The sequence below is a fragment of the Streptomyces sp. NPDC004667 genome, assembly GCF_040609475.1.
GTDB lineage: Bacteria > Actinomycetota > Actinomycetes > Streptomycetales > Streptomycetaceae > Streptomyces.
Map to the genome: position 1 here is coordinate 1 of NZ_JBEXKC010000033.1, position 24632 is coordinate 24632.

Consider the following 24632-nt stretch of genomic DNA (forward strand, 5'->3'; position numbering starts at 1 on the left):
GGGCCGCCCCCTCAGCCCGGTACAGGCGGCGCGCAGGCGCGCCTCCGCACCGCCGAGCCGTGTGTAGGCCTCCGAGAGCACGGCCATGCCGGCGGCGGGACCGCCGCCCCCGCCCCCGTACGGCGGCGGCGGGGACCCGTACGGCGGGGGAGGCGGCTACGGCATGCCCGACCCGCTCGCGGGGATGCCCCCGCTCGCCGACTTCGGCAGGCGGCTCGCGGCGCGCGTCATCGACGTGCTCATCGTCGGGGTGCCGCTGTTCCTCATCCAGCTGCCGTTCGGCAGGAACCGGTACATGGTCGACACGAACAAGGGGGAGGACGTCAGCGAGGTCATCACGAAGTCGTACAACGGCTCGGGCCTGCTGTGGACGCTCGTCTCGATCCTCGCGTACGTCGGCTACGACTGGTGGCTCACCAAGCAGAGCGGCCAAACGGTCGGCAAGAAGGCCTTGGGCCTGCGCGTCGCGATGCTGAACGACGGCAGCGTGCCCCCGTCGAACCCCTCGCTCGGCCGGGCCGCCGTGCTCTGGATCCCGACCCTGGTGTGCTGCTTCTGCCTGTGGCCGCTCGCCCTGATCGTGTCGATGCTCGTCGACAAACCGTACCGGCAGGGCCTGCACGACAAGGTGGGCAAGACCGTGGTGGTCAAGACGACTTAGGCGCGAACGCGAACGCGTAGGCGCACGGGTCCGCGCGGGCGGCCGTCCCTCCGGGGGTGGCCGCCCGCTCCGGTGTTCCCGCTCCGTCCGCTCCGGTGTGTCCGCTCAGAGGCGGACGGTGTGCTCGGCGGGGGCCGTTCGCGGTTCGGGCACCCGGTGGCCGTCCGGGGCGGGGGCGGTGGCCGGGGCGGTGGCGGTCGCCTGCCCCGTCCGCCCCGCGGCGTGCCGGCCGCGACGGCGCGGCTGCGGCACGGTGAGGGCGACCAGCAGCCCGAGGGCGAGCGCGGCCGCGGAGATGACGGCCACTCCGAGTCCCGTGCTCGTCTGCGAGAGCAGCAGCATGGCGATCGTCGACACGATGACGGTGGCGGAGCCGTAGGCGAGCTGTGCGGCAGTCGGACGCGGCATGGCGTGTTCCGTCCTCAAGGCGGGGAGGGGGAGCCGGCTCGACCGGTCGCGCGTCAAGTGACTCCAGAACGGGATGCCCGAGCCGCACCGGAAGTAAGCGTGACCTTACCCACGGTGTGGCAGCACGGGGGGCGCACGGGATCACGTGATGCGCCGTCACCGGCCCCCTGCGGAGCGCCCTTCGCCCTGGAAGACCCCCGTTGGCGGCGGAACGTCCGAATAGCGGAACTCCTTGACCGCATAGTGCAGTTGTAAGGAAGAAGTCAAGGTCTGTCTTTTCTTTAGACTCTCCGGTCAAATGTCGTCACTTGAGACGCGCGCCGCGCGGAACCCCCCGCTCCTATGGAGACGTTCCGACCTACGTTGCGGCCGCGGGAGGGGAACGACATCAAGTGACCGGCAATTCCGTCAGACGACGCACCGTGCGCACCCTGGCCATCGGTGTGACCATGGCCGCCTGCGCGACCAGCGCCACCTTCTTCACCGTCACCGCCGCCCAGGCGGAGGACAAGGGCCCCGGCGTCTCCGCTTCCGACCGGCAGGACCCGACCGCTCCTGCCAAGCTCGTCGACCACGACCTCAAGGGGCCGTTCAGCGAGCAGCAGGCGAAGCAGAAGAAGGCCGCCCTGGAGCAGGTGCTGAGCGGCAAGAAGGACGTCGAGCAGCGCGGCGCCTCGAAGGTCGTCAAGCTGGACGACAAGAAGTACGTCGAGCTGGGCCGCGAGAAGACCGACAAGATCTTCACGATCCTCGTCGAGTTCGGCGACCAGGTCGACAACACGACCATGTTCGACCCGGACGGCCCCGACGGCCCGAAGCCGCCCGTGCCGAAGTACGGCGGCACCCCCGGCCCGCTGCACAACCAGATCGCGCAGCCGGACCGCGCGAACAACAACAGCACGGCCTGGCAGAAGGACTACAGCCGCCAGCACTTCCAGGACCTGTACTTCGGTACCGGTCAGGGCAAGGACTCGCTGAAGACCTACTACGAGAAGACCTCCTCGGGCCGCTACTCCGTCGACGGCCAGGTCGCCGACTGGGTCAAGATCCCGTACAACGAGGCCCGTTACGGCTCGAACTACTGCGGCCAGACCAACTGCTCCAACGTGTGGGACACCGTCAAGGACGGCGTCAACGCGTGGGTGGAGGCCCAGAAGAAGGCCGGCAAGACCGACGCCGAGATCAAGGCCACGCTGGCGCAGTACGACCAGTGGGACCGCAACGACTACGACGGCGACGGCAACTTCAACGAGCCCGACGGCTACATCGACCACTTCCAGATCGTCCACGCGGGCGAGGACGAGTCGGCCGGCGGCGGCGTGCAGGGCACCAACGCGCTGTGGGCGCACCGCTGGTACGCGTACGGCACCGACGCGGGCAAGACCGGCCCGGCGAACAACAAGGCCGGCGGTACCCAGATCGGTGACACCGGCATCTGGGTCGGCGACTACACGATGCAGCCGGAGAACGGCGGCCTCGGCGTCTTCGCGCACGAGTACGGCCACGACCTCGGTCTGCCGGACCTCTACGACACCTCCGGCGGCGGCGACAACTCCGTCGGCTTCTGGTCCCTGATGTCGGCCGGCTCCTGGCTCGGCGACGGCAAGGAGTCCATAGGCAACGTCCCCGGCGACATGACCGCCTGGGACAAGCTGCAGCTGGGCTGGCTGAACTTCGACAAGGCCAAGGCCGCGACGAAGTCCACCCACAAGCTGGGTGTGTCGGCGTACAACACCAAGGACAAGCAGGCGCTGCTCGTCGAGCTGCCGAAGAAGCAGGTCAAGACCGACATCGTCGCTCCCGCCGAGGGTTCCTCGCAGTGGTGGAGCAACATGGGTGACGACCTGAAGAACACCCTCACCCGCTCCGTCGACCTGACGGGCAAGAAGTCCGCCGCCCTTTCCCTCAAGGGCTGGTGGGACATCGAGCAGGACTACGACTTCCTCTACACCGAGGTGTCCACGGACGGCGGCGCCACCTGGACGGCGCTGCACGGCACCGCCGACGGCGCGGCCATCCCGTCCGACGCCTCCGGCAGCCCGTCGCTGACCGGTGTCTCCGGCGCCTGGAAGTCCCTGAACTTCCCGCTCGACGCCTACGCGGGCAAGAAGGTCGACCTCCGCTTCCGCTACCAGACGGACGGCGGCGCGGGCGGCAAGGGCTTCGCCGCCGACGCCCTCAACCTGACCGCGGACGGTGCCACCGTCTTCGCCGACGGCGCCGAGAACGGCGACAACGGCTGGACGGCCAAGGGCTTCTCCCGCCAGGGCGCCGGCTTCACCAAGGAGTACGCGCAGTACTACCTGGCCGAGAACCGCCGCTACGTCTCGTACGACTCGACCCTCAAGGTCGGCCCGTACAACTTCGGCTTCGCCAACACCAAGCCGGGCTGGGTCGAGCACTACCCGTACCAGGACGGCCTGCTGCTGTGGCTCTGGGACACCTCCCAGAAGGACAACAACACCAGCCAGCACCCGGGCTCCGGTCTGATCCTGCCGATCGACGCCAACGCCAAGCCGATGAAGTGGTCGGACGGCACCCTGCTGCGGAACAAGATCCAGCCGTACGACGCCCCGTTCAGCGCCTACTCGACGGACGCGTTCACCCTGCACAAGAACGGTGAGGCGCTCTTCGTCAAGCCGAAGCCGGCCCAGCTGGTCTTCGACGACCACAAGGGCAAGTACTGGTACGAGGAGAACCCGACCGGTTCGGTGAAGGTCACTGACACCAACACCAAGATCAAGATCGCGAAGGAGACCTACGACGGCCTCCAGATGACGGTCGAGGTCGGCCCCGCCACCAAGTAACTCGGTAAAACTGCAGGTCAAAGCATGATCGGCCGTCGCCCTCTAGCGGGCGGCGGCCGATCGCGTTTAGATGCGGGTGCGAGTTTTCTTATTGACGGGGGAGCTGAAGATCATGCCAGGTGGAGGTTTCGTCAGACTGCCGGGCGGCAGCGTGGTGGTCGCGCTGACGCTGCCGCGGCCGACCGGAGAGGCGGGAGAGGGCGGTAACGTCCGCGTGCTGGTGCACGCCGCGAACCGGGCCCGCGCCCTGACCAGGCTGCGGAACCTCGGCATGCGGGCCGTCTACCTGCGCGGCAACGCCCAGCCGCCGACCCCGGACGAGGTCACGGCCGTCCTCCACCACCCCGACGGCCTGCTGTGGCGCTGCGCGCCGGACCGCGCGACGGAACTCTGGCACCCGATCCGCGCCCTCCTGGGCAACGCGTAGCCGCGTCCGCGGAGGGGGCCTGGAGCGCGGCTGTGGCCCCCGGGAGCGGCCCGGGGCGTCCCGGCCGCCCGGGCGCCGCACGCGCCCGCCGGCCGGGGCCCTGCGCAGGACCTCGGCCGCGTCCGGGCGGGCTCCGCAGCGGGGCTGCGGCTTCCGGCGGCCGCCCGGCCCCGGTGCCGGGCCCGGGCGGTCCGCGTAAGGAGGCCCGGCCCTGGCGGTCCGCGTAAGGCAGCCCGGCCCTGGCGACCGGCGTAAGGCGGCCGGCCCTGGCGGTCCGCGTAAGGCGCCCGGCCCAGGCGGCCCGGCCCAGGCGGCCCGGCCGAGGCGGCCCGGCCCAGACGGTCCGGCCCAGGCGGTCCGTGTCAGGCGGCCCCGCCCAGGCGGTGCGGGTCAGCCGGCCCGGGTCGGCGGCGGACCGGCCCCGCCGGTTCGGGTCAGTGGCGGTTCGGGGCGGCGCCCACCAGGGTCACGCCCGCCGTGTGCAGCTCGTCCAGGGCGCGGGTGGTGGTGTGCGGGGCCACGGCGGCCGTGAGGTCCAGCAGGACGCGGGTGGTGAACCCGGCGCGGGCCGCGTCCAGGGCGGTGGCCTTCACGCAGTGGTCGGTGGCGATGCCGACCACGTCGACCTCGCTCACCTCCCGCTCGCGCAGCCACTCGGCGAGCGTCACGCCGTTCTCGTCGGCCCCCTCGAAACCGCTGTACGCGGCGTCGTACGCGCCCTTGTCGAAGACGGCGGCGACCGCGCCGGAGGCGACGGCCGGGGCGAAGTTCGGGTGGAAGCCGACGCCCTCGGTCCCGGCGACGCAGTGCACCGGCCAGGAGGTCTCGAAGTCGGGCTCGGCCGGGGGCCGCGCGAAGTGCGGACCGGGGTCGACGTGGTGGTCCCGGGTGGCGACCACGTGCCGGTAGCCGGCGGTGCTCTGCCCGATCAGCTCGGTGATCGCGGCTGCGACGTCGGCCCCACCGGTGACGGCGAGGCTGCCGCCCTCGCAGAAGTCGTTCTGTACGTCGACGACGATCAGTGCGCGGTGCATGTCACGTGCCTTTCGGCTGGTTGGTGTGCGGCGGACCCTGCGGGGGCTCTTCCCCCGCCCCGCCCCTACCCGAAACGGGCCCCCGCCCGCTCCGTCACGCGGCTCAGAGGTATTCCGTCGGGATCACGGCCTCGCCGCGGGAGAGCTGCGTCGCCGAGAGGGGCAGCGCGGCGCGGGCCGCCAGGTGGCGCTCGCGGGCGGCCTCCAGGGGCTCGCGGGCCACCACCTCGCCCGCCTTGACGAGCTGGGTCAGCAGCTGGTGGTCGGCCAGCGCGGCCGGCACCGGGCCGGTGCCGACGACCTCCGCCTCGGCGATCCCCTCCGCGTCCACGCGGCGCGCGGCCCACTTGCGCCCGCCGATGGAGGTCTTGCCGCCGGTGGACTTCTTCGCGACCGGGGCCAGGGCGGCCTTCGGGTCGCCGGAGACCGCCCGCGCGACCAGCTTGTAGACCATCGAGCACGTCGGGTGCCCGCTGCCCGTCACCAGCTGGGTGCCGACGCCGTACGCGTCCACCGGCGCCGCCGCCAGCGAGGCGATGGCGTACTCGTCCAGGTCCGAGGTGACCACGATCCGCGTGTTCACCGCGCCCAGCTCGTCCAGCTGCTGGCGCACCCGGTGCGCGACCAGCAGCAGGTCGCCCGAGTCGATCCGGACGGCGCCCAGGTCGGTGCCCGCCACCTCCACGGCGGTGCGGACGGCCTCGGCCACGTCGTAGGTGTCCACCAGCAGGGTGGTGCCCCGGCCCAGCGAGGCCACCTGGGCGGTGAACGCGTCCCGCTCGCTGTCGTGCACGAGGGTGAAGGCGTGCGCGCTGGTGCCGACCGTAGGGATGCCGTACCGGAAGCCGGCCGCCAGGTCGGAGGTGGAGGCGAAGCCGCCCACGTACGCGGCCCGCGCCGAGGCGACGGCGGCCAGCTCGTGGGTGCGCCGCGCGCCCATCTCGATCAGCGGCCGCCCGCCGGCGGCGGAGGCCATCCGGGAGGCGGCGGCCGCGATGGCGGAGTCGTGGTTGAGGATCGACAGGATCACGGTCTCCAGCAGCACGCACTCGGCGAAGCTGCCCTCGACCCGCAGGAGCGGCGATCCGGGGAAGTAGACCTCCCCCTCCGGGTAGCCCCAGATGTCACCCGAGAAGCGGTACGAGGCCAGCCAGTCCAGCGTCCGCATGTCGACGACGGCCCGTTCCCGCAGGAACTCCAGCACCGCACCGTCGAAGCGGAAGTTCTCGACGGCGTCCAGCACGCGCCCGGTGCCGGCGACGACTCCGTAGCGCCGGCCCTCGGGCAGCCGCCGGGTGAAGACCTCGAAGACCGAGCGCCGGTCGGCGGTGCCGTTGGCCAGCGCGGCCTGCAGCATCGTGAGCTCGTAATGGTCCGTGAAGAGCGCTGTCGACGGCACGTCCACCGGCAGGCCCAGGTCCGCAGGGTTCATGTCACGGATGCTAGCGCACATTTCGTCAAAGTGACGAGATGTAGGGGCCCGTTTGTGCGACGGGCCCCCGGCAGTGGCAGCATGGGACAAGTGAGTGTTGCTCCCATTGAGATCGAACGCACCGAATCGGCCGAAGAGACCTTCGCGGTCCCCGAACCCGACGTCCCGTGGGTGACCCTGGTGCACAACGACCCGGTCAACCTCATGAGCTACGTGACGTACGTGTTCCAGGCGTACTTCGGCTACCCCAAGGACAAGGCGACCCGGCTGATGATGGACGTCCACCACAAGGGCCGGGCGGTCGTCTCCAGCGGCACCCGCGAGGAGATGGAACGGGACGTGCAGGCCATGCACGGCTACGGGCTCTGGGCGACCCTCTCGCAGGACCGCTTCTGATGGGCGGCGTGTTCGAGACCCGCGACGGCGGCGGCGCCACCCTGGCCCTGGACGGGATCGAGATCTCGATCCTGCGCTCCCTCGCCGTGCAGCTGCTGGAGCTGATCGGCCCCGGCGAGCCGGAGCCCGCGGCGGACGCCGACCCGCTGGCCGTGCTCTTCGCCTCCGACGGCCCCACCGAACCCCCCTCCGACCCGGCGCTGGCCCGGCTCTTCCCCGACGCCTACGGGGGCCCCGGCGCGAACGGGGGGCAGAGCGAGGAGGAGCTGCGGGCGCGCTCGGCGGAGTTCCGCCGCTTCACCGAGAACGACCTGCGCACCCGAAAGCGGGAGGACGCGCTGGCCGTCGTGCGCAGCCTCGACGCCCTCGCCCCGGACGGCGAGGGCGCGGCGCTGCTGGAGCTGACCGACGAGCTGCCGCTGCGCTGGCTCGGGGCCCTCAACGACCTGCGGCTGACCATCGCGGCGCGCCTGGACATCACCGAGGACGACGAGAGCGCGGTGCTCTTCCGCCTTCCGGACGACGATCCGCGCAAGCCGATGGTGATGGCCTACCTCTGGCTCGGCGGCCTGCAGGAAACGCTCATCGAGACCCTTTAGCCGCGCATCGGCCGCGCAACGGCCACGCGAGGTTCGCTCAGCGGACGCTCAAATCCGGATAACGATCAGATCACCACCATGTGGTGATCTGATCTGTTCCATGCCCTATGTCCGGATTTCTTTATGGCGCGCGTCACATTTCGCCCCCTCGGCCACCCGTAAGCACGTGATAAATCTTCACGACCGCCGACGGGACGCCACCCATGTCCCCCGGCCCGCTTGAACCGGCTGACCGCCGGCGTGCAACTCCATCCGTATCCGGGGGGATCGAGGACCCGATCCGCAGCCAGTGAAGGCGCGGGTCGGCGTGGAGAAAGGCGCACCAAGACATGACCTCTGTGCAGGTCGAGCAGCACGACAAGACGCCCGGTGAGGGCGCGCAGGGCGAGGGCGAGGGCTACCACCGCGCACTCGGAGCCCGCCAGATCCAGATGATCGCCATCGGCGGAGCCATCGGCACCGGCCTGTTCATGGGCGCCGGCAAGGCGATCTCCAAGGCGGGACCGAGCCTGATCCTGGCCTACGCCATCGCCGGCCTGGTCATCTTCTTCATCATGCGGGCGCTGGGCGAGCTGCTCATGTACCGCCCCGTGTCCGGTTCCTTCTCGGACTACGCCCGCGAGTTCCTGGGCCCGTTCTGGGGGTACGCGACCGGCTGGACGTACTGGCTGTTCTGGGTGGTCACCGGCATCGTCGAGGTCACCGCGGCGGCCAAGTACATGTCGTACTGGACCCACGACAGCTTCCCGCAGTGGGCCTACGCGCTGATCTTCACGGTCATCCTCTACCTGGCCAACCTGATCTCCGTGAAGCTCTTCGGTGAGCTGGAGTTCTGGTTCTCCATGGTCAAGGTCACCGCCATCGTCGGCATGATCCTGATCTGCGCCGGCATCCTCACCATCGGCTTCTCCGACGCCGCGGACACCGCCTCCGTCTCCAACCTGTGGAACAACGGCGGCTTCTTCCCGAACGGCATCGGCGAGACGCTGATGACCCTGCAGATCGTGATGTTCGCCTTCCTCGCGGTCGAGCTGGTCGGCGTCACCGCCGGCGAGTCCAAGGACCCCGAGAAGACCCTGCCCAAGGCCATCAACACCGTGCCGTGGCGCATCGCCGTCTTCTACGTCGGCGCCCTCATCATGATCATGTCGGTCATCCCGTGGTCGAACTTCAAGGCCGGCGAGAGCCCCTTCGTGCTGGCCTTCGAGAAGATGGGTCTCGGCATCGGCGCCGCGATCGTGAACTTCGTCGTGCTGACCGCCGCGCTGTCCTCCTGCAACTCGGGCATGTACTCCACCGGCCGCATGCTGCGCGACCTCGCGCTCAACGGCCAGGGCCCGAAGTTCTTCACCAAGCTCACCAAGAGCGGCACCCCGCTCGTCGGCACCACCTTCTCCGCCGCGCTGATGCTGGTGGGCGTCTGGATCAACTACGTCGCCCCGGGCAAGGCCTTCGACTACGTCGTCTCCTTCGCCACCATCTCCGGCATGTGGGCCTGGATCATGATCCTGGTCTGCCAGATCCGCTACCGCGCCAAGGCCGACCGCGGCGAGCTGCCGCAGTCCTCCTTCCGCGCCCCCGGCGCCCCCTGGACCAGCTGGTTCGCCCTGCTCTTCATCGGCATGGTCATCGTGATGATGGGCGTCGACAAGGACTCCCGCGTCTCGCTGTACTGCGCGCCGCTGTGGGGCCTGATCCTCGGCGCCTCCTACCTCGTCCTCAAGAAGCGCAACCCGAGCGGCGCGGCCTTCAACAAGGTCGAGAGGGCCTCGCAGTCGGCCTGAGCACCGCCCCCCCGGACCGTGGGTCCCGGCCGCCTGCCGCGGCCGGGAAACACGCCCCCGGAAGCCTCGTGTCCATCATTCGGGCCCTCCCGTACCGCTCCTCGGTACGGGAGGGCCCGTCTGCTTATCCTGTCGCTCATGCTGACCCTCACCCAGGACCTGTACGACCGGATCGTGGAGCACGCCCGCAAGGACCACCCCGACGAGGCGTGCGGCATCGTGGCCGGCCCGGCGGGCACCGGGCGCCCCGAGCGGTTCGTCCCCATGCTCAACGCGGCCCGCTCGCCCACGTTCTACGAGTTCGACTCGAAGGATCTGCTCAAGCTCTACCGCGAACTCGACGACCGCGACGAGGAGCCGGTGATCGTCTACCACTCCCACACCGCGACCGAGGCCTACCCCTCGCGCACCGACATCACGTACGCCAACGAGCCCGGAGCGCACTACGTCCTGGTCTCCACGGCCGACCAGGACGGCCTCGGCGAATTCCAGTTCCGGTCCTACCGGATCGTCGACGGAGTGATCACGGAGGAAGAAGTGCAGGTCGTCGAGGGCTACTGACCAGTATGCGAGCGGATGTGGTCCACGATGCGGGATCACACTCCAAACGGGGGACCGGGAATCGTTAACATGACCGCATGGTTTCCCACGACGTGAGCATCGAGACGCCCGGCAGGCTGCTGCTCGTGGCGCGGCTGCACGTCGACCTGTGCCGCCTCGCCAGCGCCATCTGTCCTGCCGCCTGAGCACCCCGGCCCCCCGTGCGGGGCCGCAAGAGCCGCGCGCCCGCACTTCCCTTCACGCCCTCCCGACACTGGAGCCCGCTGCCATGGCCATCGAGGTCCGCATCCCCACCATCCTCCGCACCTACACCGACGGCGAGAAGGCCGTGAACGGCGAAGGCGCGACCCTCGCCGACCTGCTCGCCGACCTGGAAACCCGCCACAAGGGCATCGAGGAGCGCATCGTCGACGGCGGCCAGCTGCGCCGCTTCGTGAACGTCTACCTCAACGACGAGGACGTCCGCTTCCTCGACGGCATCTCCACCGCCCTCAAGGACGGCGACAGCGTCACCATCCTCCCGGCCGTGGCCGGCGGCTCGAAGTAATGCGCTACGACTCCCCGCTCGCGGCGGTCGGCAACACCCCGCTGGTCCGGCTGCCGCGACTGTCGCCCTCGGCGGACGTCCGCATCTGGGCCAAGCTGGAGGACCGCAACCCGACCGGCTCGATCAAGGACCGCCCCGCGCTCCACATGGTCGAGCAGGCGGAGAAGGACGGCCGCCTCTTCCCCGGCTGCACCATCCTGGAACCCACCTCCGGCAACACGGGCATCTCGCTCGCCATGGCCGCGAAGCTCAAGGGCTACCGGATCGTGTGCGTGATGCCGGAGAACACCTCGCAGGAGCGCCGGGACCTTCTCGCGATGTGGGGAGCCGAGATCGTCTCGTCGCCGGCGGCGGGCGGCTCCAACACCGCCGTGCGGGTGGCCAAGGAACTGGCGGCCGAGCACCCCGACTGGGTGATGCTCTACCAGTACGGCAACCCGGACAACGCGGGCGCCCACTACGCGACGACGGGCCCCGAGATCCTCGCCGACCTGCCCTCCATCACCCACTTCGTGGCGGGCCTCGGTACGACCGGCACCCTGATGGGCGTCGGCCGCTACCTGCGCGAGCACGTCCCGGGCGTGAAGATCGTCGCCGCCGAGCCGCGCTACGACGACCTCGTCTACGGCCTGCGCAACCTCGACGAGGGCTTCGTCCCGGAGCTCTACGACGCCTCGGTCCTGACGACCCGTTACTCGGTCGGCTCCGCGGACGCGGTCACCCGCACCCGCGACCTGCTCCGCGAGGAGGGCATCTTCGCGGGCGTCTCCACGGGCGCGGCCCTGCACGCGGCGATCGGCGTCGGCCGCAAGGCGGCGGCGGCCGGCGAGACGGCGGACATCGTGTTCGTCGTGGCCGACGGCGGCTGGAAGTACCTGTCGACGGGCGTCTACACGGCGGCCACGACCGAAGAGGCCATCGAGGTCCTCCAGGGCCAGCTCTGGGCGTAGCCCTCCCGGCCCGCGCCGCGCGGGGCGAGGTCCCCTACCCGCCCTTCGACCGTTCCCCGGGGCAAGCCCCGGACCCGCCGGGGCCCGGGGGCGGAGCCCCGGGGAACGGGCGAAGGGCGGGGCGGGGAGTCGGCCCCGCGCAGCGGCACGCAGCGCCACGGCCCTCACCCCGCGAGGTGCTCCGCCAGGATCGCCGCGTGGCCGGACCCCGGGTCCTTGACCGCGGTCAGCAGCGTCAGGGGCCCGGCCAGGCTCCGCAGCCGCTCCAGCTCCGCCACCGCCTCCGGCTCCGCCAGCTCCGCCTCGTAGCGCCGCCGGAACTCCCCGGCGCCGCCACCCGCGTGGAACCACTTGCGCAGCTCCGCCGACGGCGTCAGCGCCCGCGGCCACTCGTCCACCGCGGCCGCCTCCTTCGACAGCCCCCGCGGCCACAGCCGGTCCACCAGCACCCGCACCCCGTCCGCCCCCGGCTCGGGGGGATCGTAGACGCGCCGCAGCCGGATCACCCGGCCCCGCCGCCCAGCCCCTTGGCCTCGTCCCACACCACCGGGTCCACCGTCCCCGTCCGCGTCCCGAACTCCCACAGCGACACCTCCTCCGGCCGGTCCGCCTCCAGGAAGGAGACGCGGCCCTGGGATCCCACGACCCCCGGCGGCAGCGGGATCACCCCGGGGCGCCGGTCGTCGTACTTCCCGGTGATCCACGCGACCCGCGCCCGTTCCCCGTGCCGGGGCACCGACAGCACCAGGCACGGCCGGCCGTCGGCCAGACACCACAGCTCACCGGCGTGTACGGACGGCGGCGGCCCCGGCCCGTGGGGGCCGCCCGGGGCCCGGCGGACCGGCCGCGCCCGCCGTGGGATCAGCACCACCACCGCCACGGCGACCGCCGCCAGCACGGCGGGCCACCAGGACGTGTCCATATTCCGACCGTAGCCGCGCCCGGGGGCCCCGGCGCGGCAACGCCCGTCCCCCCTGTCGCTCCCCCGGGTGACAGCGCAGGTGATTCCCCCCACAACGGCCTGCCGCGGAGGAGCGACCGGAGGTTTCGCGCCTTACGCTCGACCCACGCACGGCCCGCATTCCGTCCACGGACCGTCCACGGAGGTTCACGCTCCATGAAGCTCACCGTCGTCGGCTGTTCGGGGTCCTTCCCGTCCGCGGATTCGGCATGTTCGAGCTATCTCGTCGAGGCCGACGGCTTCCGGCTGCTCCTCGACATGGGCAACGGCTCCCTCGGCGCGCTCCAGCGCCACTGCGGTCTCTACGACCTCGACGCGATCTTCCTGAGCCACCTGCACGCCGATCACTGCATCGACATGTGCGCGTACTTCGTCGCCCGCTACTACCGGCACGAGGGCGGCCGCTGCGGAGCCCTCCCCGTCTACGGGCCCGAGGGCACCGAGCAGCGGCTGACCACGGCCTACGAGGACGTCCCCGACGAGCGCTCGATGAGCGAGGTCTTCGACTTCCGCACCCTGAAGTCCGGCGGCTTCGAGATCGGCCCGTTCACGGTGCGCACCGAGCGGGTCCGCCACCCCGTGGAGTCGTACGGCATCCGGGTGGAGCACGGCGGGCGCTCGCTGGTCTACTCCGGGGACACCGGTGCCTGCCCGGAGCTGGCGGCGCTGGCCGAGGGCGCCGACCTGTTCCTGTGCGAGGCCTCCTTCACGGACGGCAAGGAGGACGTGCCCGACCTGCACCTCAACGGGCGCGAGGCCGGCGAGTACGCGCGCGGCGGTGGCGTGGGGCGGCTCGTGCTGACGCACATCCCGCCGTGGACGGACGCCGGGCGGAACCTGGCCGACGCGCGGGCGGTCTACGACGGCCCCGTGGAGCTCGCACGGCCGGGCGCCGTCCACGAGGTCTGACGCGCGGGCGCGCGGCGCGCGGAACGCGGAACGCGGGAGCCCCCGCCCTCCCTTCGGGGAGAGCGGGGGCTCCTGTGCGCGGTGGGGCGTGCGGCCTACTTGGCCTCGGCCTTGAGCAGCTCGGCGAGCTCCTCGTCGGACTCGCGGCCCGGCGTCGGGAGGTTCCACTTGGTGATCGCGAAGCGGAAGACCGCGTAGTAGACCGCTCCGAAGGCCAGGCCGATCGGAATGATCATCCACGGGTTGGTGGCGAGCTTCCAGTTCAGCAGGTAGTCGATCAGGCCGGCCGAGAAGCCGAAGCCGTCGTGGACGCCCAGGCCCCAGGTGACGGCCATGGAGATACCGGTCAGGACGGCGTGGACCGCGTACAGCAGCGGCGCGAGGAAGAGGAAGGTGAACTCGATCGGCTCGGTGACACCGGTGACGAAGGAGGTCAGGGCCAGCGAGATCATCATGCCCATCACGACCTTGCGGCGCTCGGGGCGGGCGCAGTGCGCGATGGCGATGGCGGCGGCCGGCAGGCCGAACATCATGATCGGGAAGAAGCCGGACATGAACTGGCCGGCGGTCGGGTCGCCCGCGAAGAAGCGCGGGATCTCGCCGGTGACGATGCTGCCGTCGGCCTTGGTGAAGGAGCCGACCTGCTGCTGGAAGAAGGTGTTGAGGAACTGGTGCATGCCGACCGGGATCAGACCGCGGTTGAACACGCCGTAGATGCCGGCGCCGACGGAACCGAGGCCGATCAGCCACTCGCTGAAGCTGCCGAGCGCGTCACCGATCGGGCCCCAGGCCAGGCCGAAGAAGACGCCGAAGAGGGTGCCGACGAAGGCCATGATGATCGGGACCAGGCGGCGGCCGTTGAAGAAGCCGAGCCAGTCGACCAGGCGGGTCTTGTGGTACTTCTGCCAGATCATCGCGCTGACGAGACCGATGATGATGCCGCCGAGCACGCCCGGGTCCTGCGGCTTGCCCTTGGGCAGCAGTTCGGTGACGCTTCCGTCCATGGGGAACGCGGTCAGCACGTTCTTGTAGACGAGGAAGCCGACCAGGGCGGCGAGGGCGGTGGAGCCGTCGGCCTTCTTGGCGTAGCCGATCGCCACACCGACGCAGAACAGCAGCGCCAGGTTGGAGAAGACGGCGTCACCGGCGGAGGCGAACACCGTGGCGACCTTGCCCCAGTGGAGGCCGTCCTTGCCGAACACGTCGTCCTGGCCGAGGCGCAGCAGGATCGCCGCGGCCGGCAGGACGGCGACGGGCAGCTGCAGGGCCTTGCCGACCTTCTGCATGCCCTGCAGCAGCGCGGCACCCGGCTTCTTGGCCGGTGCGGCGGTAGCCGTAGTCATCAACTTCCTCCATTGGGCAAGGCGTCGCCAGGGGACCGGAAGAAAGGGGGACGGCGACGTCTCAGAGAGAGTGACCACGGCTGCTCGGCAGGCGCATGGTCTACACCATTCGGTGGTGTAGACCAGTTGTAGCACGGTGGGGGTTAGATAAGGAACCTTCGATTTCCTGTGCTCTCGACCACGTGACGAAGGTCCCCCGGATCGAAGGATCCAAGGGACCTGTGGGTGCGAGAGTCAAGGCCCGGAAGACCTTTCCCCTGCGTATTGTGCCGGGTTTTACGCCTTGGTGTTCTCCGCCTGCATCGCGGCGATCTCCTCGTCCGACTCCCGGCCCGGGGTCGGGACGTCGAACTTCGTGATCACGAAGCGGAAGACGACGTAGTAGACGACGGCGAACGCCAGGCCGATCGGGATGATCAGCAGCGGCTTCGTCGCCAGCCCGAAGTTGATGACGTAGTCGATCAGGCCGGCCGAGAAGCTGAACCCGTCGTGCACCCCCAGCCCCCACGTCACCGCCATCGAGACGCCCGTCAGCAGCGCGTGGATCACGTACAGCACCGGCGCGACGAAGAGGAAGGAGTACTCCAGGGGCTCCGTGATCCCCGTGACGAACGAGGTCAGCGCCACCGACAGCATCAGCCCGCCGACCTCCTTGCGCCGCTGCGGCTTCGCGCAGTGCGTGATCGCCAGCGCCGCCGCCGGGAGCGCGAACATCATGATCGGGAAGAACCCGCTCAGGAACTGCCCCGCGTCCGGGTCGCCCGCCAGGAACATGTTGATGTCGCCGTGCACCGTCGTCCCGTCCGGCTTGGTGTAGCTGCCGAACTGGAACCACACCGGCACGTTCAGGAACTGGTGGAGACCGATCACCAGCAGCGCGCGGTTGGCGACGCCGAAGATGCCGGCGCCCCAGGAGCCCAGCCCCACCAGCCAGTCCGAGAAGCTCTCCAGCGCGCTGCCGACCGGCGGCCACACCCACAGGCACAGCGCCGCGAAGCCGATGGCCACGAACGACATGATGATCGGGACCAGCCGGCGGCCGTTGAAGAAGCCCAGCCAGTCGACCAGCTTCACCCGGTGGTAGCGCTGCCAGAACCAGGCCGCCAGCAGGCCCATGATGATGCCCCCGAACACCCCCGGGTTCTGGTACGTGAACTCCACGAACGTGTTGTCCGGCCCGATGCAGCCGCCGCCGATGGTCTTGGTGCCGGCCGGGCAGTCGTTCGGGAAGGCGTGCAGCACGCCCCGGTAGACCAGGAAGCCCGCCACCGCCGCGAGGGCCGTCGAGCCGTCCGCCTTCCTGGCCATGCCGATCGCGACGCCGATGCAGAACAGGAGCGGCAGGCCGAGGTCCGCGTTGAGCAGCGCGCCGCCCGCGGCCACCATCACCTTGGACACGATCGTCCAGTTCAGGCCCTCGGAGCCGAACACACCGGGCTGCCCGAGCCCGTTGAGGAGCCCGGCCGCCGGGAGGACCGCGATCGGCAGCTGGAGGCTGCGCCCCATCTTCTGCAGACCCGGGTACAGGCCGCTCCACCACTGCTTCCTCGGCGCTTCCGCGGCGCTGCTCGCGCTCATCGCGTCCTCCCTGGCCCGGCCCGTTTTGGCAGTCGCAACACTTGCGGCACACTGGTGTAGACCAGTCGAGGGCAGGCTGCTGCTGATCGTCATCATTCGGCAGAAGTCCGGCTCGTGCTCGCGTGGATAGGCCAACCGTGAGCTAACGTGACGAAGCGGACGATGTTGGTCGCGGCCGCCGAGACTCGTTCTTCGTAACACCCAGGGAGAAACGCATGGCCACCAAGGCTGAGAAGATCGTCGCCGGGCTCGGCGGTATCGAGAACATCGAAGAGGTCGAGGGCTGCATCACCCGCCTGCGCACCGAGGTCGTCAACCCCGACCTCGTCGACGACGCCGCGCTGAAGGCCGCCGGCGCCCACGGCGTCGTCAAGATGGGCACCGCCGTCCAGGTCGTCATCGGCACCGACGCCGACCCGATCGCCGGCGAGATCGAAGACATGATGTGAGCTGAGCCCACCGGCTCGACACGGCTCCGCGAGGACCCCGTACCGCACGGCGGACGGGGTCCTCGCGTACGCCCGCACCGACTAGGCTCACAGGCATGTCTCGCATCGACGGCCGCACGCCCGAACAGCTCCGCCCGGTCACCATCGAACGCGGATGGAGCAAGCACGCCGAGGGCTCCGTCCTCATCTCCTTCGGAGACACCAAGGTCTTCTGCACCGCCTCCTTCACCGAAGGCGTCCCGCGCTGGCGCAAGGGCAGCGGCGAGGGCTGGGTCACCTCCGAGTACTCGATGCTGCCCCGCTCCACCAACACCCGCGGCGACCGCGAATCCGTCCGCGGCAAGATCGGCGGCCGCACCCACGAGATCTCCCGCCTCATCGGCCGCTCGCTGCGCGCCGTCATCGACTACAAGGCCCTCGGCGAGAACACCATCGTCCTGGACTGCGACGTCCTCCAGGCCGACGGCGGCACCCGCACCGCCGCCATCACCGGCGCCTACGTCGCCCTCGCCGACGCCATCGCCTGGGGCCAGAAGAAGAAGCTGATCAAGGCCGGCCGCAAGCCGCTCACCGGCACCGTCGCCGCCGTCAGCGTCGGCATCGTCGACGGCGTCCCGCTCCTCGACCTCTGCTACGAGGAGGACGTGCGCGCCGAGACCGACATGAACGTCGTCTGCACCGGCGACGGCCGCTTCGTCGAGGTCCAGGGCACCGCCGAGGGCGAGCCCTTCGACCGCAAGGAGCTCAACGCCCTCCTCGACCTCGCCGCCGGCGGCTGCGCCGACCTGGAGGCCCTCCAGCTCGGCGCCCTGGAGCTCCAGCTCCCGTAGAACCGCCGGACGCGGGCACGCGTCCACTCCGGTACGGGCGCACGGTGTCGAAGCCGTGCGCCCGTCCACGCATCCGAGCCCCGGGGGACCCGAAATGAAGCCGAAGCACCGCCTCGCCGCCGTCGCGCTGACCGCCGTCCTGGCCGTCCCGGCCCTGGCCTCCTGCGACGCCATCTCCACCGCCATGGACTGCGCCAACACGGCGGTGGCCATAGCCAACAGCGTGGACCAGCTCCAGCAGGCCGTCTCCCAGGCGGGGAACAGCGTCCAGGACACCCAGAACGCGCTCACCCAGATCGAGACGAACCTCAAGCAGATCAAGGACTCGACGGGCAACGCCGACCTCTCCAAGGCCGTCGACTCCATGACCACCGCCGTCAAGAACGTGCGCACCTCGGTGGAGAACGGCAACACCGCCCCCGACGTCCAGCCCGTCGCGGACGCCGCGAAGGAGATCTCCAAGGTCTGCACCCCGGGCTGAGCGGGGCGGGCGCGGGGCGGGCGCCGGGCGAGTCGGCGGGGCGGGAGGCGGGCGCGGCGGTCGGCGCCGGACTCGACGGTCGGCGCCGGGCGGCCGCCGGAAATAATGGGGGCATGACTTCCACGCCCACGTCTCCCCAGCCGCCCCGCCGCCTGATCCTGGCCACCCGCAACCCCGGCAAGGTCACCGAGCTCCACGCGATCCTGTCCGAGGCCGGCCTCCCCTTCGAGCTGGTCGGGGCCGACGCGTACCCGGAGATCCCGGACGTGAAGGAAACCGGCGTCACCTTCGCCGAGAACGCCCTCCTCAAGGCCCACGCCCTGGCCCGCGCCACCGGCCTGCCGGCCGTCGCCGACGACTCCGGGCTCTGCGTGGACGTCCTGAACGGCGCCCCCGGCATCTTCTCCGCCCGCTGGGCCGGCACCCACGGCGACGACAAGGCCAACCTCGACCTCCTCCTCGCCCAGCTCGGCGACATCGCCGACGAGCACCGCGCGGCCCACTTCTTCTGCGCGGCCGCCCTGGCCCTCCCGGACGGCACCGAACGCGTCGTCGAGGGCCGCCTCCTCGGCACCCTGCGCCACGCCCCGGCGGGCGACGGCGGCTTCGGCTACGACCCGGTCCTCCAGCCCCTGGGCGAGTCCCGCACCTGCGCGGAACTGACGGCGGCCGAGAAGAACGCCATCTCCCACCGCGGCCAGGCCTTCCGCGCCCTGATCCCGGTGGTCCGCGAACTCCTGGGCTGAGCGCCGGTACGACGAGGGCCCCGTGCGCGGCTGCGTACGGGGCCCTCGTCGTGAACGTGCGGTTGGGGGGACTCGAACCCCCACGGGTTTTACCCCACTGGGACCTAAACCCAGCGTGACTGCCAATTCCACCACAACCGCGACATCTGACCCAAAATGGACATCAGGTCCGGTTGGGCTGCGCCCAGTCTACGGGGCGGCGGTTCTGGCGCCATGCGTCCGCCGGTCAGTGGCAGTTGGGGTGGGCGCGGCGGACCGGGTGGGTCAGATGCCCGGGCGGGTCAGATGCCCAGGTCCTTGATGATCTTGGCTACGTGGCCCGTCGCCTTGACGTTGTAGAAGGCGTGCTCGACCTTGCCCTCCTCGTCGACGACCACCGTGGAGCGGATGACCCCGGTCACCGTCTTGCCGTACAGCTTCTTCTCGCCGAAGGCGCCGTACGCCGTCAGGGTCTCCTTCTCGGGGTCGCCGACCAGGGTGACCTTCAGGTGCTCCTGCTCGCGGAACTTCGCGAGCTTCTCCGGCTTGTCCGGGGAGACGCCGATCACGTCGTAGCCGGCGGCGGCCAGGAGGGAGAGGTTGTCGGTGAAGTCGCAGGCCTGCTTGGTGCAGCCCGGGGTCAGGGCCGCCGGGTAGAAGTACACGATCACCTTGCGCCCCTTGTGGGCGGCCAGCGAGACCTCGTTGCCGTCCGCGTCGGGCAGGGTGAAGGCGGGGGCGGTGTCGCCCGGCTGGAGTCGCTCGCTCATCGGTAGGTCTTCTCCTCGGGAGGGGAACGGTACGCCACGAGACTAAGCTGACAGACTGTCCACGGCGGAGTACGCCCCAGACGACCACGAGCACGACACGACGACGGAGGCAGCGCGGTGCCGGAAGCCAGGACCCCCGCACAGATCGAAGCGGACATCGTCCGCCGCCGCGAGCAGCTCGCCGAGACGCTCGACGAGATCGGCGTGCGCGTGCACCCGAAGACGATCATCGGGGACGCGAAGGCCAAGGCGGTCGGGGCCGTGGACCACACGGCCGGGCGCGCCTTCGCCGCCGTCAACCGGCTGGTCACGGACGTGAAGGACAGCCTCCGCGACGAGGACGGCGCACCGCGGGTGGACCGGATCGTGCCCGTGGCGCTCTTCGCGGCCGGCGTCGTCGGGCTGATCGTCGCCACGGCGCGGCGCAAGCGGTGAGCACCCTCCGGGGTGCGGGGCGTGCGGCGGCAGGTAGGTTCGGGGCGTGAGCGAGAACACCACCCACGACAAACTGCCCATCCGGATGCTCCACGACCGCGTGCTCGTGAAGTCCGACCTGCCCGAGGGCGAGCGGCGCTCGGGCGGCGGCATCCTGATCCCGGCGACGGCCGCGGTGGGCAAGCGGCTCGCCTGGGCCGAGGTGGTCGCGGTCGGGCAGAACGTACGCAGTGTCGAGCCGGGTGACCGGGTCCTGTACGACCCCGAGGACCGCGCCGAGGTCGAGGTGCGCGGGGCGACGTACGTGCTGATGCGCGAGCGGGACCTGCACGCCGTGGCGGCGGAGCGGCTGGAGGGGTCCAAGGACTCCACCGGGCTCTACCTCTGAGCCGCTGATCCACTCCTGAAGGGCCGGTGACCGAGGTCACCGGCCCTTTTCGATGCCTTTTGTTACGGTGGTGGGGAATCCCCCCGACGAGACGCGCCGTACCGGGTTGAAGGACGCAAAGACGACGCACCCCTTTCCGTTCTCGTCCCGGAGGTGCCTCGTCATGGCATGGGTTCTGCTGATCGTCGCCGGTCTCATCGAAGTCGGCTGGTCGATCGGGATGAAGTTCACCGAGGGCTTCACCCGGCTCTGGCCGTCCGTGTTCACCGGTGCCGGCATCGTCGCCAGCATGCTGCTGCTGTCCATCGCGGCCAAGACGCTGCCCATCGGCACGGCGTACGGAGTCTGGGTCGGCATCGGCGCCGCGGGTGCGGCCGTGCTCGGGATGGCGGTGCTGGGGGAGCCCGTCACCGCCGCCCGGATCTTCTTCATCTGCCTGCTGCTGGTCGCCGTGGTGGGGCTGAAGGCCACCTCCGGGCACTGACCCGGGTCACTCCAGGAGATCGGCCGAGGGGCGTCGGCGGAATCCCGCTCCGCCCGTGGGGTCGCCCCCGGTCGTCTCGCCTCCGGTGGTCTGGCCGCCCCGGTTCTGGCCCCCGGTGGTCTGGCCTCCGGTGGTCTGGCCCCCTTGGGTCTGGCCGCCGGTGGTCTGGCCTCCCTGGTTCTGGCCGCCCTGCGTCTGGCCTCCCTGGTCCTGGCCCCCTTGCGTCTGGCCTCCCTGGTTCTGGCCGCCCTGCGTCTGGCCTCCCTGGCCCTGGCCCCCCTGGGTCTGCCCGCCCTGGTCCCGGCCGCCCTGGGTCTCGCCGTCCGTCGGCGGGCTCGGCTCGGACGGCGGCCGGCTGCCCTGGGGCTGCTGCGGGGTGGTCGGCGCGACGGGCGGCGGGGGCTGGGCCGCGCCCGGCTGGAGGTCCAGGTCGAAGTCCACCGGGTCCGTGGCCTCCAGGGCCTTCTTCGTGTAGGCCGCCCAGATCCGGGCCGGGTAGCCGCCGCCCCCGATGCGGGCCTCGCCCAGGGCCCCGTAGAGGGGCTGCAGGGTGCCCGTGTCCGGGTCCTGGCCCATCATCGAGACCACCGTGACGAGGTCCGGGGTGTACCCCGCGAACCAGGCCGAGCGGTCCTGCTCGGCCGTGCCCGTCTTTCCGGCGGCCGGATGGCCGGCCGCGAGGGCGGCCGTGCCCGTGCCGTTGTCCACGACGCTGACCAGCATCGAGGTGGTCGTGTCGGCGGCCTCCCGGCTGATGGCCTGGGTCGGGGTGCGGTCGGGCAGGTGGATGTTCTCGCCACCCTTGGTGATCTTCTCCAGGAAGGTGTACGGGGTGCGGCGCCCGTGGTCGGCGAGGGTCGCGTACGCCTGCGTCATGTCGAGCACGCTGGCCTGCATGGTGCCCAGGGCGATGGCCGGGCCCGCGTCGAAGTTCGGGGTGTTCTCCGGGACGCCCAAGGCGATGGCGGTCGACTTGACCTTGGCCCCGCCCACGTCGACGGCCATCTGCGCGTACACGGTGTTGACGGAGAGGTCGGTGGCGGTGTTGACGGTGATCGGGCCGTACGACACCTGCCCCTCGTTCTCGGGCGCGAAGCGGATCCGGCCGCCGACCACGGGGCGTTTGTTGTCGCCGTTGTAGACGGTGTTCGGGGTGATGCGGCGGCCGTCCTGGGTGCGGGACTCGTTCTCGACGGCGGAGGCGAAGACGAACGGCTTGAAGGTGGAGGCCACCTGGTAGTCGCGCCGGGTCGCGTTGTTGACGTACTGCTTCGTGTAGTCGATGCCGCCGTAGAGGGCGACGACCTTGCCGGTGGCCGGGTCGATGGAGGCCCCGCCCGCGCGCACCAGGCGGTCCGCGGGCCGGGCCGCCGGGTCGAGCTTGTCGACCATCTGCTTCTGGACGGCGTCGACGAACTCGCCCTGGCGCCGCTTGTCGATGGTGGTGGTAATCCGGTAGCCGCCCTCGGCGAGGGTCTTGTCGTCGAGGATGCCGTGCTCGGTGATGTAGTCCCTGACGGCCTCCACGAGGTAGCCGCGCTGTCCGGACAGCCCGGCGGCCGGACGGACCTTCCCGGGCTCGGGGAAGCGGACGGCGGCGCGCTCGGCGGGGGACATCCACTTCTTCTTGACCATGCCGTCGAGCACGTAGTTCCAGCGGGCGACGGCGCGGTCGCGGCTCTGGGGGTGCGAGACGACGTCGAAGGCGCTGGGGGAGTTGAGGAGGGTGGCGAGGTAGGCGCCCTCGGCGGCGGTCAGTCTGGTGACGTCCTTGCCGTAGTAGGCCTGGGCGGCGGCCTGGATGCCGTAGGCGTTGCGCCCGAAGTAACTGGTGTTCAGGTACCCCTCGAGGATGTAGTCCTTGGACTTCTCACGACCGAGTTTGATCGCGATGAAGAACTCCTTGGCCTTGCGCTTCAACGTCTGTTCCTGGCCCAGGTAGTAGTTCTTCACGTACTGCTGGGTGATGGTCGATCCGGACTGGGTGCCCTTGCCGGTCGCGGTGTTCCAGGCGGCGCGCAGCATCGCCTTGGGGTCCACGGCCCGTTCGGAGTAGAAGTCGCGGTCCTCCGCGGCGAGTACGGCCTCCTGGACGCTCCGGGGGACCTGCGAGAGCGGGACGTTGACGCGGTTGACCTCGCCGTCCCGGGCGATCTGGGAGCCGTCGGAGTAGAGGTAGACGTTGGACTGCGCGGTGGCGGCGGCGTTGGCGGGCGGGATGTCGACCAGCAGGTAGCCGGCCACGAGGGCGCCGCCGACGAGCAGGGCGAGCAGCAGGAGGCCGCCCAGGAGCATGCGCCAGGTGGGCAGGGCGCGGCGCCATCCGGTGCGCCGGCGACGGCCGTTCGCCGGCGCGGTCGGTCGTCGGCCCGGGGGTGGCGGGGCGCCGGGCGCGCCGGGCGCGCCGGGCGCGCCGTCCCGGGCGCCGTCGCCGGGAGGCTCCTGCGGGGTGTCCGGGTCGCGAGGGGGCCAGCCCGGGGGTGGTGACTGGTCGCTCATCGCCGGGACTCCTCGTGACCGTGCGAAACATCCACTTCCGTACCTCATGGTGTGTCTACCCGATGGCCGTTGATTCCGCTCCGGACGGGCATAAAACGGTCGCGTGGCTCGCCCCTCCGCACTAAGCTCGCGCGCTTTGGCCGACGTAGGAACGACGGGGGAAACGGAGGGATACGGTGCGGCAGAGAGCGGGGCACGGCGGGGCCCGGCGCGAGGGCGTCCGGGAGGGCCCCGGCGGGGGCTTGGACGGGGCCTTGGACGGGAGCTTGGACGGGGGCTCCGGCGGGGTCTCGGACGGGGGTCCCGGCGGCGGTCGCGGAGGGCACAGGCCGTGGCTCTACGCGGCCGTGGCGGCGGGCGGGTTCCGGCGTTACGCCACCTACGGCACGGCCACGGCCGCCGGGGTCTTCACCAACACCGTCTTCGGCTTCATCGTCGCGTACACGTACATCGCCCTGTGGGACGAGCGTCCCGGCCTCGGCGGGTACGACCAGGCGCAGGCGCTCACCTTCGTCTGGGTCAGCCAGGCCATGCTGGCGGCCGCCTCGTTGCTCGGCGGCGGCTTCCAGGAAGAGGTGCAGGAACGGATCCGTACGGGTGACATCGCCGTCGACCTCTACCGTCCGGTGGACCTCCAGCTGTGGTGGCTGGCGGCCGATCTCGGGCGGGCCGCCTTCCAGTTGCTGGGGCGGGGGGTGTTGCCCCTGCTGGCGGGCGCGCTCGCCTTCCGGCTGGCGCTGCCGGCCGATCCGGCGCGCTGGCTGCTGTTCGCGGTGTCCGTCGCCCTCGCCCTCACCGTCAGCTTCGCGGTGCGCTACCTGCTGGGGCTGGCGGCCTTCTGGCTGATGGACGGCGCAGGGATCAACATGATGGCCTCCGTCGTGACGATCTTCTTCTCGGGGATGCTGCTGCCGCTGACGGTGTTCCCGGGCGGCTTCGGCGAGTTGGTGCGGCTGATGCCGTGGTCGGCGATGCTCCAGGTCCCGCTGGACGTGCTGCTCGGTACGCACGCGGGGGCGGGCGGCGCGGTGCGGGCGCTGGGGTTCCAGGCCGGGTGGGCGCTCGTACTGCTGGGCGCGGGTCGGCTGGTGCAGTCGGCGGCGACGCGGAAGGTGGTGATCCAGGGTGGCTGACGCCGTGGGGGTACCGGGTGAGGTGGTCGGGGCCGGTGGCG

General features: G+C 70.8%; 28 protein-coding genes, 1 tRNA gene and 1 riboswitch. Of the genes, 19 read left to right on the plus strand and 10 right to left on the minus strand.

What is annotated here, in order from left to right; all coding sequences use genetic code 11:
• The first annotated feature begins 85 nt into the window (after window positions 1-85).
• On the plus strand, window positions 86-661 hold the full coding sequence (locus ABZW32_RS19880) for an RDD family protein (protein ID WP_356217603.1): 576 nt from the start codon (window positions 86-88) through the stop codon (window positions 659-661).
• A 105-nt stretch (window positions 662-766) separates the two neighbouring features.
• Here ABZW32_RS19880 and ABZW32_RS19885 read toward each other — a convergent pair whose 3' ends face one another.
• Window positions 767-1069 carry a hypothetical protein gene (locus tag ABZW32_RS19885; RefSeq protein WP_356217604.1) on the minus strand — a complete coding sequence of 101 codons (303 nt, stop codon included), beginning with the start codon at window positions 1067-1069 and terminating at the stop codon, window positions 767-769.
• 449 nt (window positions 1070-1518) lie between these two features.
• Here ABZW32_RS19885 and ABZW32_RS19890 point away from each other — a divergent pair, with 449 nt between their 5' ends.
• A complete protein-coding gene (locus ABZW32_RS19890) occupies window positions 1519-3876 on the plus strand; it encodes an immune inhibitor A domain-containing protein (RefSeq protein ID WP_356217704.1) in 2358 nt (785 codons plus the stop codon).
• A 112-nt stretch (window positions 3877-3988) separates the two neighbouring features.
• Window positions 3989-4303, plus strand: a complete 315-nt coding sequence (locus ABZW32_RS19895; protein WP_356217606.1) for a hypothetical protein — start codon at window positions 3989-3991, stop codon at window positions 4301-4303.
• Between the two features lie 434 nt (window positions 4304-4737).
• Here the strand turns inward: ABZW32_RS19895 and ABZW32_RS19900 are convergent, their stop codons facing one another.
• Together ABZW32_RS19900 and ABZW32_RS19905 are read right to left on the minus strand one after the other, a co-directional pair.
• Entirely contained in the window at window positions 4738-5337 is a 600-nt protein-coding gene (locus ABZW32_RS19900) for a nicotinamidase (RefSeq protein ID WP_356217608.1), read from the minus strand.
• A gap of 103 nt (window positions 5338-5440) precedes the next feature.
• Window positions 5441-6769, minus strand: coding sequence for a nicotinate phosphoribosyltransferase (locus ABZW32_RS19905; protein WP_356217609.1), 1329 nt, complete (start codon window positions 6767-6769; stop codon window positions 5441-5443).
• A gap of 81 nt (window positions 6770-6850) precedes the next feature.
• Between ABZW32_RS19905 and clpS the strand changes: the two genes are divergently transcribed.
• The 7 genes from clpS (at window position 6851) to ABZW32_RS19940 (ending at window position 11606) form a co-directional block, all read left to right on the plus strand.
• Window positions 6851-7165: an ATP-dependent Clp protease adapter ClpS gene (gene clpS / locus ABZW32_RS19910; RefSeq protein ID WP_030239090.1), complete on the plus strand. Its 315-nt coding sequence runs from the start codon at window positions 6851-6853 to the stop codon at window positions 7163-7165.
• Window positions 7165-7764: a DUF2017 domain-containing protein gene (locus ABZW32_RS19915; protein WP_356217611.1), complete on the plus strand. Its 600-nt coding sequence runs from the start codon at window positions 7165-7167 to the stop codon at window positions 7762-7764. Before clpS ends, ABZW32_RS19915 begins: the two co-directional genes overlap by 1 nt.
• 329 nt (window positions 7765-8093) lie before the next feature.
• The gene (locus ABZW32_RS19920; RefSeq protein WP_356217613.1) at window positions 8094-9548 is read left to right on the plus strand and encodes an amino acid permease; all 1455 of its coding nucleotides are present in this window, start codon (window positions 8094-8096) and stop codon (window positions 9546-9548) included.
• 138 nt (window positions 9549-9686) lie between these two features.
• Entirely contained in the window at window positions 9687-10109 is a 423-nt protein-coding gene (locus tag ABZW32_RS19925; RefSeq protein ID WP_356217615.1) for a M67 family metallopeptidase, read from the plus strand.
• A 77-nt stretch (window positions 10110-10186) separates the two neighbouring features.
• Window positions 10187-10294, plus strand: coding sequence for a putative leader peptide (locus ABZW32_RS19930; protein ID WP_311736929.1), 108 nt, complete (start codon window positions 10187-10189; stop codon window positions 10292-10294).
• An 83-nt stretch (window positions 10295-10377) separates the two neighbouring features.
• Complete coding sequence (locus ABZW32_RS19935) at window positions 10378-10656, plus strand: MoaD/ThiS family protein (protein ID WP_356217617.1); 279 nt, start codon at window positions 10378-10380, stop codon at window positions 10654-10656.
• Complete coding sequence (locus ABZW32_RS19940) at window positions 10656-11606, plus strand: cysteine synthase (protein WP_356217618.1); 951 nt, start codon at window positions 10656-10658, stop codon at window positions 11604-11606. The genes ABZW32_RS19935 and ABZW32_RS19940 overlap by 1 nt, the downstream gene beginning before the upstream one ends.
• Before the next feature lie 164 nt (window positions 11607-11770).
• On the opposite strand, the gene ABZW32_RS19945 is transcribed toward ABZW32_RS19940, so the two are convergent.
• The gene (locus ABZW32_RS19945; protein WP_356217619.1) at window positions 11771-12112 is read right to left on the minus strand and encodes a DUF488 family protein; all 342 of its coding nucleotides are present in this window, start codon (window positions 12110-12112) and stop codon (window positions 11771-11773) included.
• Complete coding sequence (locus tag ABZW32_RS19950) at window positions 12109-12528, minus strand: hypothetical protein (protein WP_356217621.1); 420 nt, start codon at window positions 12526-12528, stop codon at window positions 12109-12111. The genes ABZW32_RS19945 and ABZW32_RS19950 overlap by 4 nt, the downstream gene beginning before the upstream one ends.
• A 195-nt stretch (window positions 12529-12723) precedes the next feature.
• Between ABZW32_RS19950 and ABZW32_RS19955 the strand changes: the two genes are divergently transcribed.
• On the plus strand, window positions 12724-13476 hold the full coding sequence (locus ABZW32_RS19955) for an MBL fold metallo-hydrolase (protein ID WP_356217623.1): 753 nt from the start codon (window positions 12724-12726) through the stop codon (window positions 13474-13476).
• A gap of 95 nt (window positions 13477-13571) precedes the next feature.
• Here ABZW32_RS19955 and ABZW32_RS19960 read toward each other — a convergent pair whose 3' ends face one another.
• Complete coding sequence (locus tag ABZW32_RS19960; RefSeq protein ID WP_356217625.1) at window positions 13572-14819, minus strand: PTS transporter subunit EIIC; 1248 nt, start codon at window positions 14817-14819, stop codon at window positions 13572-13574.
• A gap of 276 nt (window positions 14820-15095) precedes the next feature.
• Window positions 15096-16397, minus strand: coding sequence for a PTS transporter subunit EIIC (locus ABZW32_RS19965; RefSeq protein ID WP_356217627.1), 1302 nt, complete (start codon window positions 16395-16397; stop codon window positions 15096-15098).
• Between the two features lie 215 nt (window positions 16398-16612).
• Here ABZW32_RS19965 and ABZW32_RS19970 point away from each other — a divergent pair, with 215 nt between their 5' ends.
• The 4 genes from ABZW32_RS19970 to rdgB all read left to right on the plus strand — a co-directional run bounded on the left by ABZW32_RS19970 (window position 16613) and on the right by rdgB (window position 18903).
• Window positions 16613-16846: a PTS glucose/sucrose transporter subunit IIB gene (locus ABZW32_RS19970; protein ID WP_266839262.1), complete on the plus strand. Its 234-nt coding sequence runs from the start codon at window positions 16613-16615 to the stop codon at window positions 16844-16846.
• A 95-nt stretch (window positions 16847-16941) separates the two neighbouring features.
• Window positions 16942-17676: a ribonuclease PH gene (gene rph / locus ABZW32_RS19975; RefSeq protein ID WP_266839260.1), complete on the plus strand. Its 735-nt coding sequence runs from the start codon at window positions 16942-16944 to the stop codon at window positions 17674-17676.
• A gap of 94 nt (window positions 17677-17770) precedes the next feature.
• Window positions 17771-18157: a hypothetical protein gene (locus tag ABZW32_RS19980; protein ID WP_356217629.1), complete on the plus strand. Its 387-nt coding sequence runs from the start codon at window positions 17771-17773 to the stop codon at window positions 18155-18157.
• A 113-nt stretch (window positions 18158-18270) separates the two neighbouring features.
• A complete protein-coding gene (gene rdgB, locus ABZW32_RS19985) occupies window positions 18271-18903 on the plus strand; it encodes an RdgB/HAM1 family non-canonical purine NTP pyrophosphatase (RefSeq protein ID WP_356217631.1) in 633 nt (210 codons plus the stop codon).
• A 57-nt stretch (window positions 18904-18960) separates the two neighbouring features.
• On the opposite strand, the gene ABZW32_RS19990 is transcribed toward rdgB, so the two are convergent.
• Window positions 18961-19044, minus strand: a tRNA-Leu gene (locus tag ABZW32_RS19990).
• Window positions 19045-19184: 140 nt separating this feature from the next.
• Entirely contained in the window at window positions 19185-19652 is a 468-nt protein-coding gene (bcp, locus tag ABZW32_RS19995) for a thioredoxin-dependent thiol peroxidase (protein WP_030239052.1), read from the minus strand.
• A 117-nt stretch (window positions 19653-19769) separates the two neighbouring features.
• On the opposite strand from bcp, the gene ABZW32_RS20000 reads away from it, so the two are divergent.
• The 3 genes from ABZW32_RS20000 (at window position 19770) to ABZW32_RS20010 (ending at window position 20959) form a co-directional block, all read left to right on the plus strand.
• Window positions 19770-20087: a DUF3618 domain-containing protein gene (locus tag ABZW32_RS20000; protein ID WP_356217633.1), complete on the plus strand. Its 318-nt coding sequence runs from the start codon at window positions 19770-19772 to the stop codon at window positions 20085-20087.
• A 46-nt stretch (window positions 20088-20133) separates the two neighbouring features.
• Entirely contained in the window at window positions 20134-20475 is a 342-nt protein-coding gene (locus ABZW32_RS20005) for a co-chaperone GroES (protein WP_030239046.1), read from the plus strand.
• A gap of 64 nt (window positions 20476-20539) precedes the next feature.
• A riboswitch (guanidine-III (ykkC-III) riboswitch) is annotated at window positions 20540-20606 on the plus strand.
• A 32-nt stretch (window positions 20607-20638) separates the two neighbouring features.
• Entirely contained in the window at window positions 20639-20959 is a 321-nt protein-coding gene (locus tag ABZW32_RS20010; protein ID WP_356217635.1) for a multidrug efflux SMR transporter, read from the plus strand.
• Window positions 20960-20965: 6 nt separating this feature from the next.
• Here the strand turns inward: ABZW32_RS20010 and ABZW32_RS20015 are convergent, their stop codons facing one another.
• Complete coding sequence (locus ABZW32_RS20015) at window positions 20966-23458, minus strand: transglycosylase domain-containing protein (RefSeq protein WP_356217636.1); 2493 nt, start codon at window positions 23456-23458, stop codon at window positions 20966-20968.
• 347 nt (window positions 23459-23805) lie between these two features.
• Between ABZW32_RS20015 and ABZW32_RS20020 the strand changes: the two genes are divergently transcribed.
• Window positions 23806-24591 carry an ABC-2 family transporter protein gene (locus ABZW32_RS20020; RefSeq protein ID WP_356217706.1) on the plus strand — a complete coding sequence of 262 codons (786 nt, stop codon included), beginning with the start codon at window positions 23806-23808 and terminating at the stop codon, window positions 24589-24591.
• Window positions 24592-24632 lie beyond the last annotated feature (41 nt).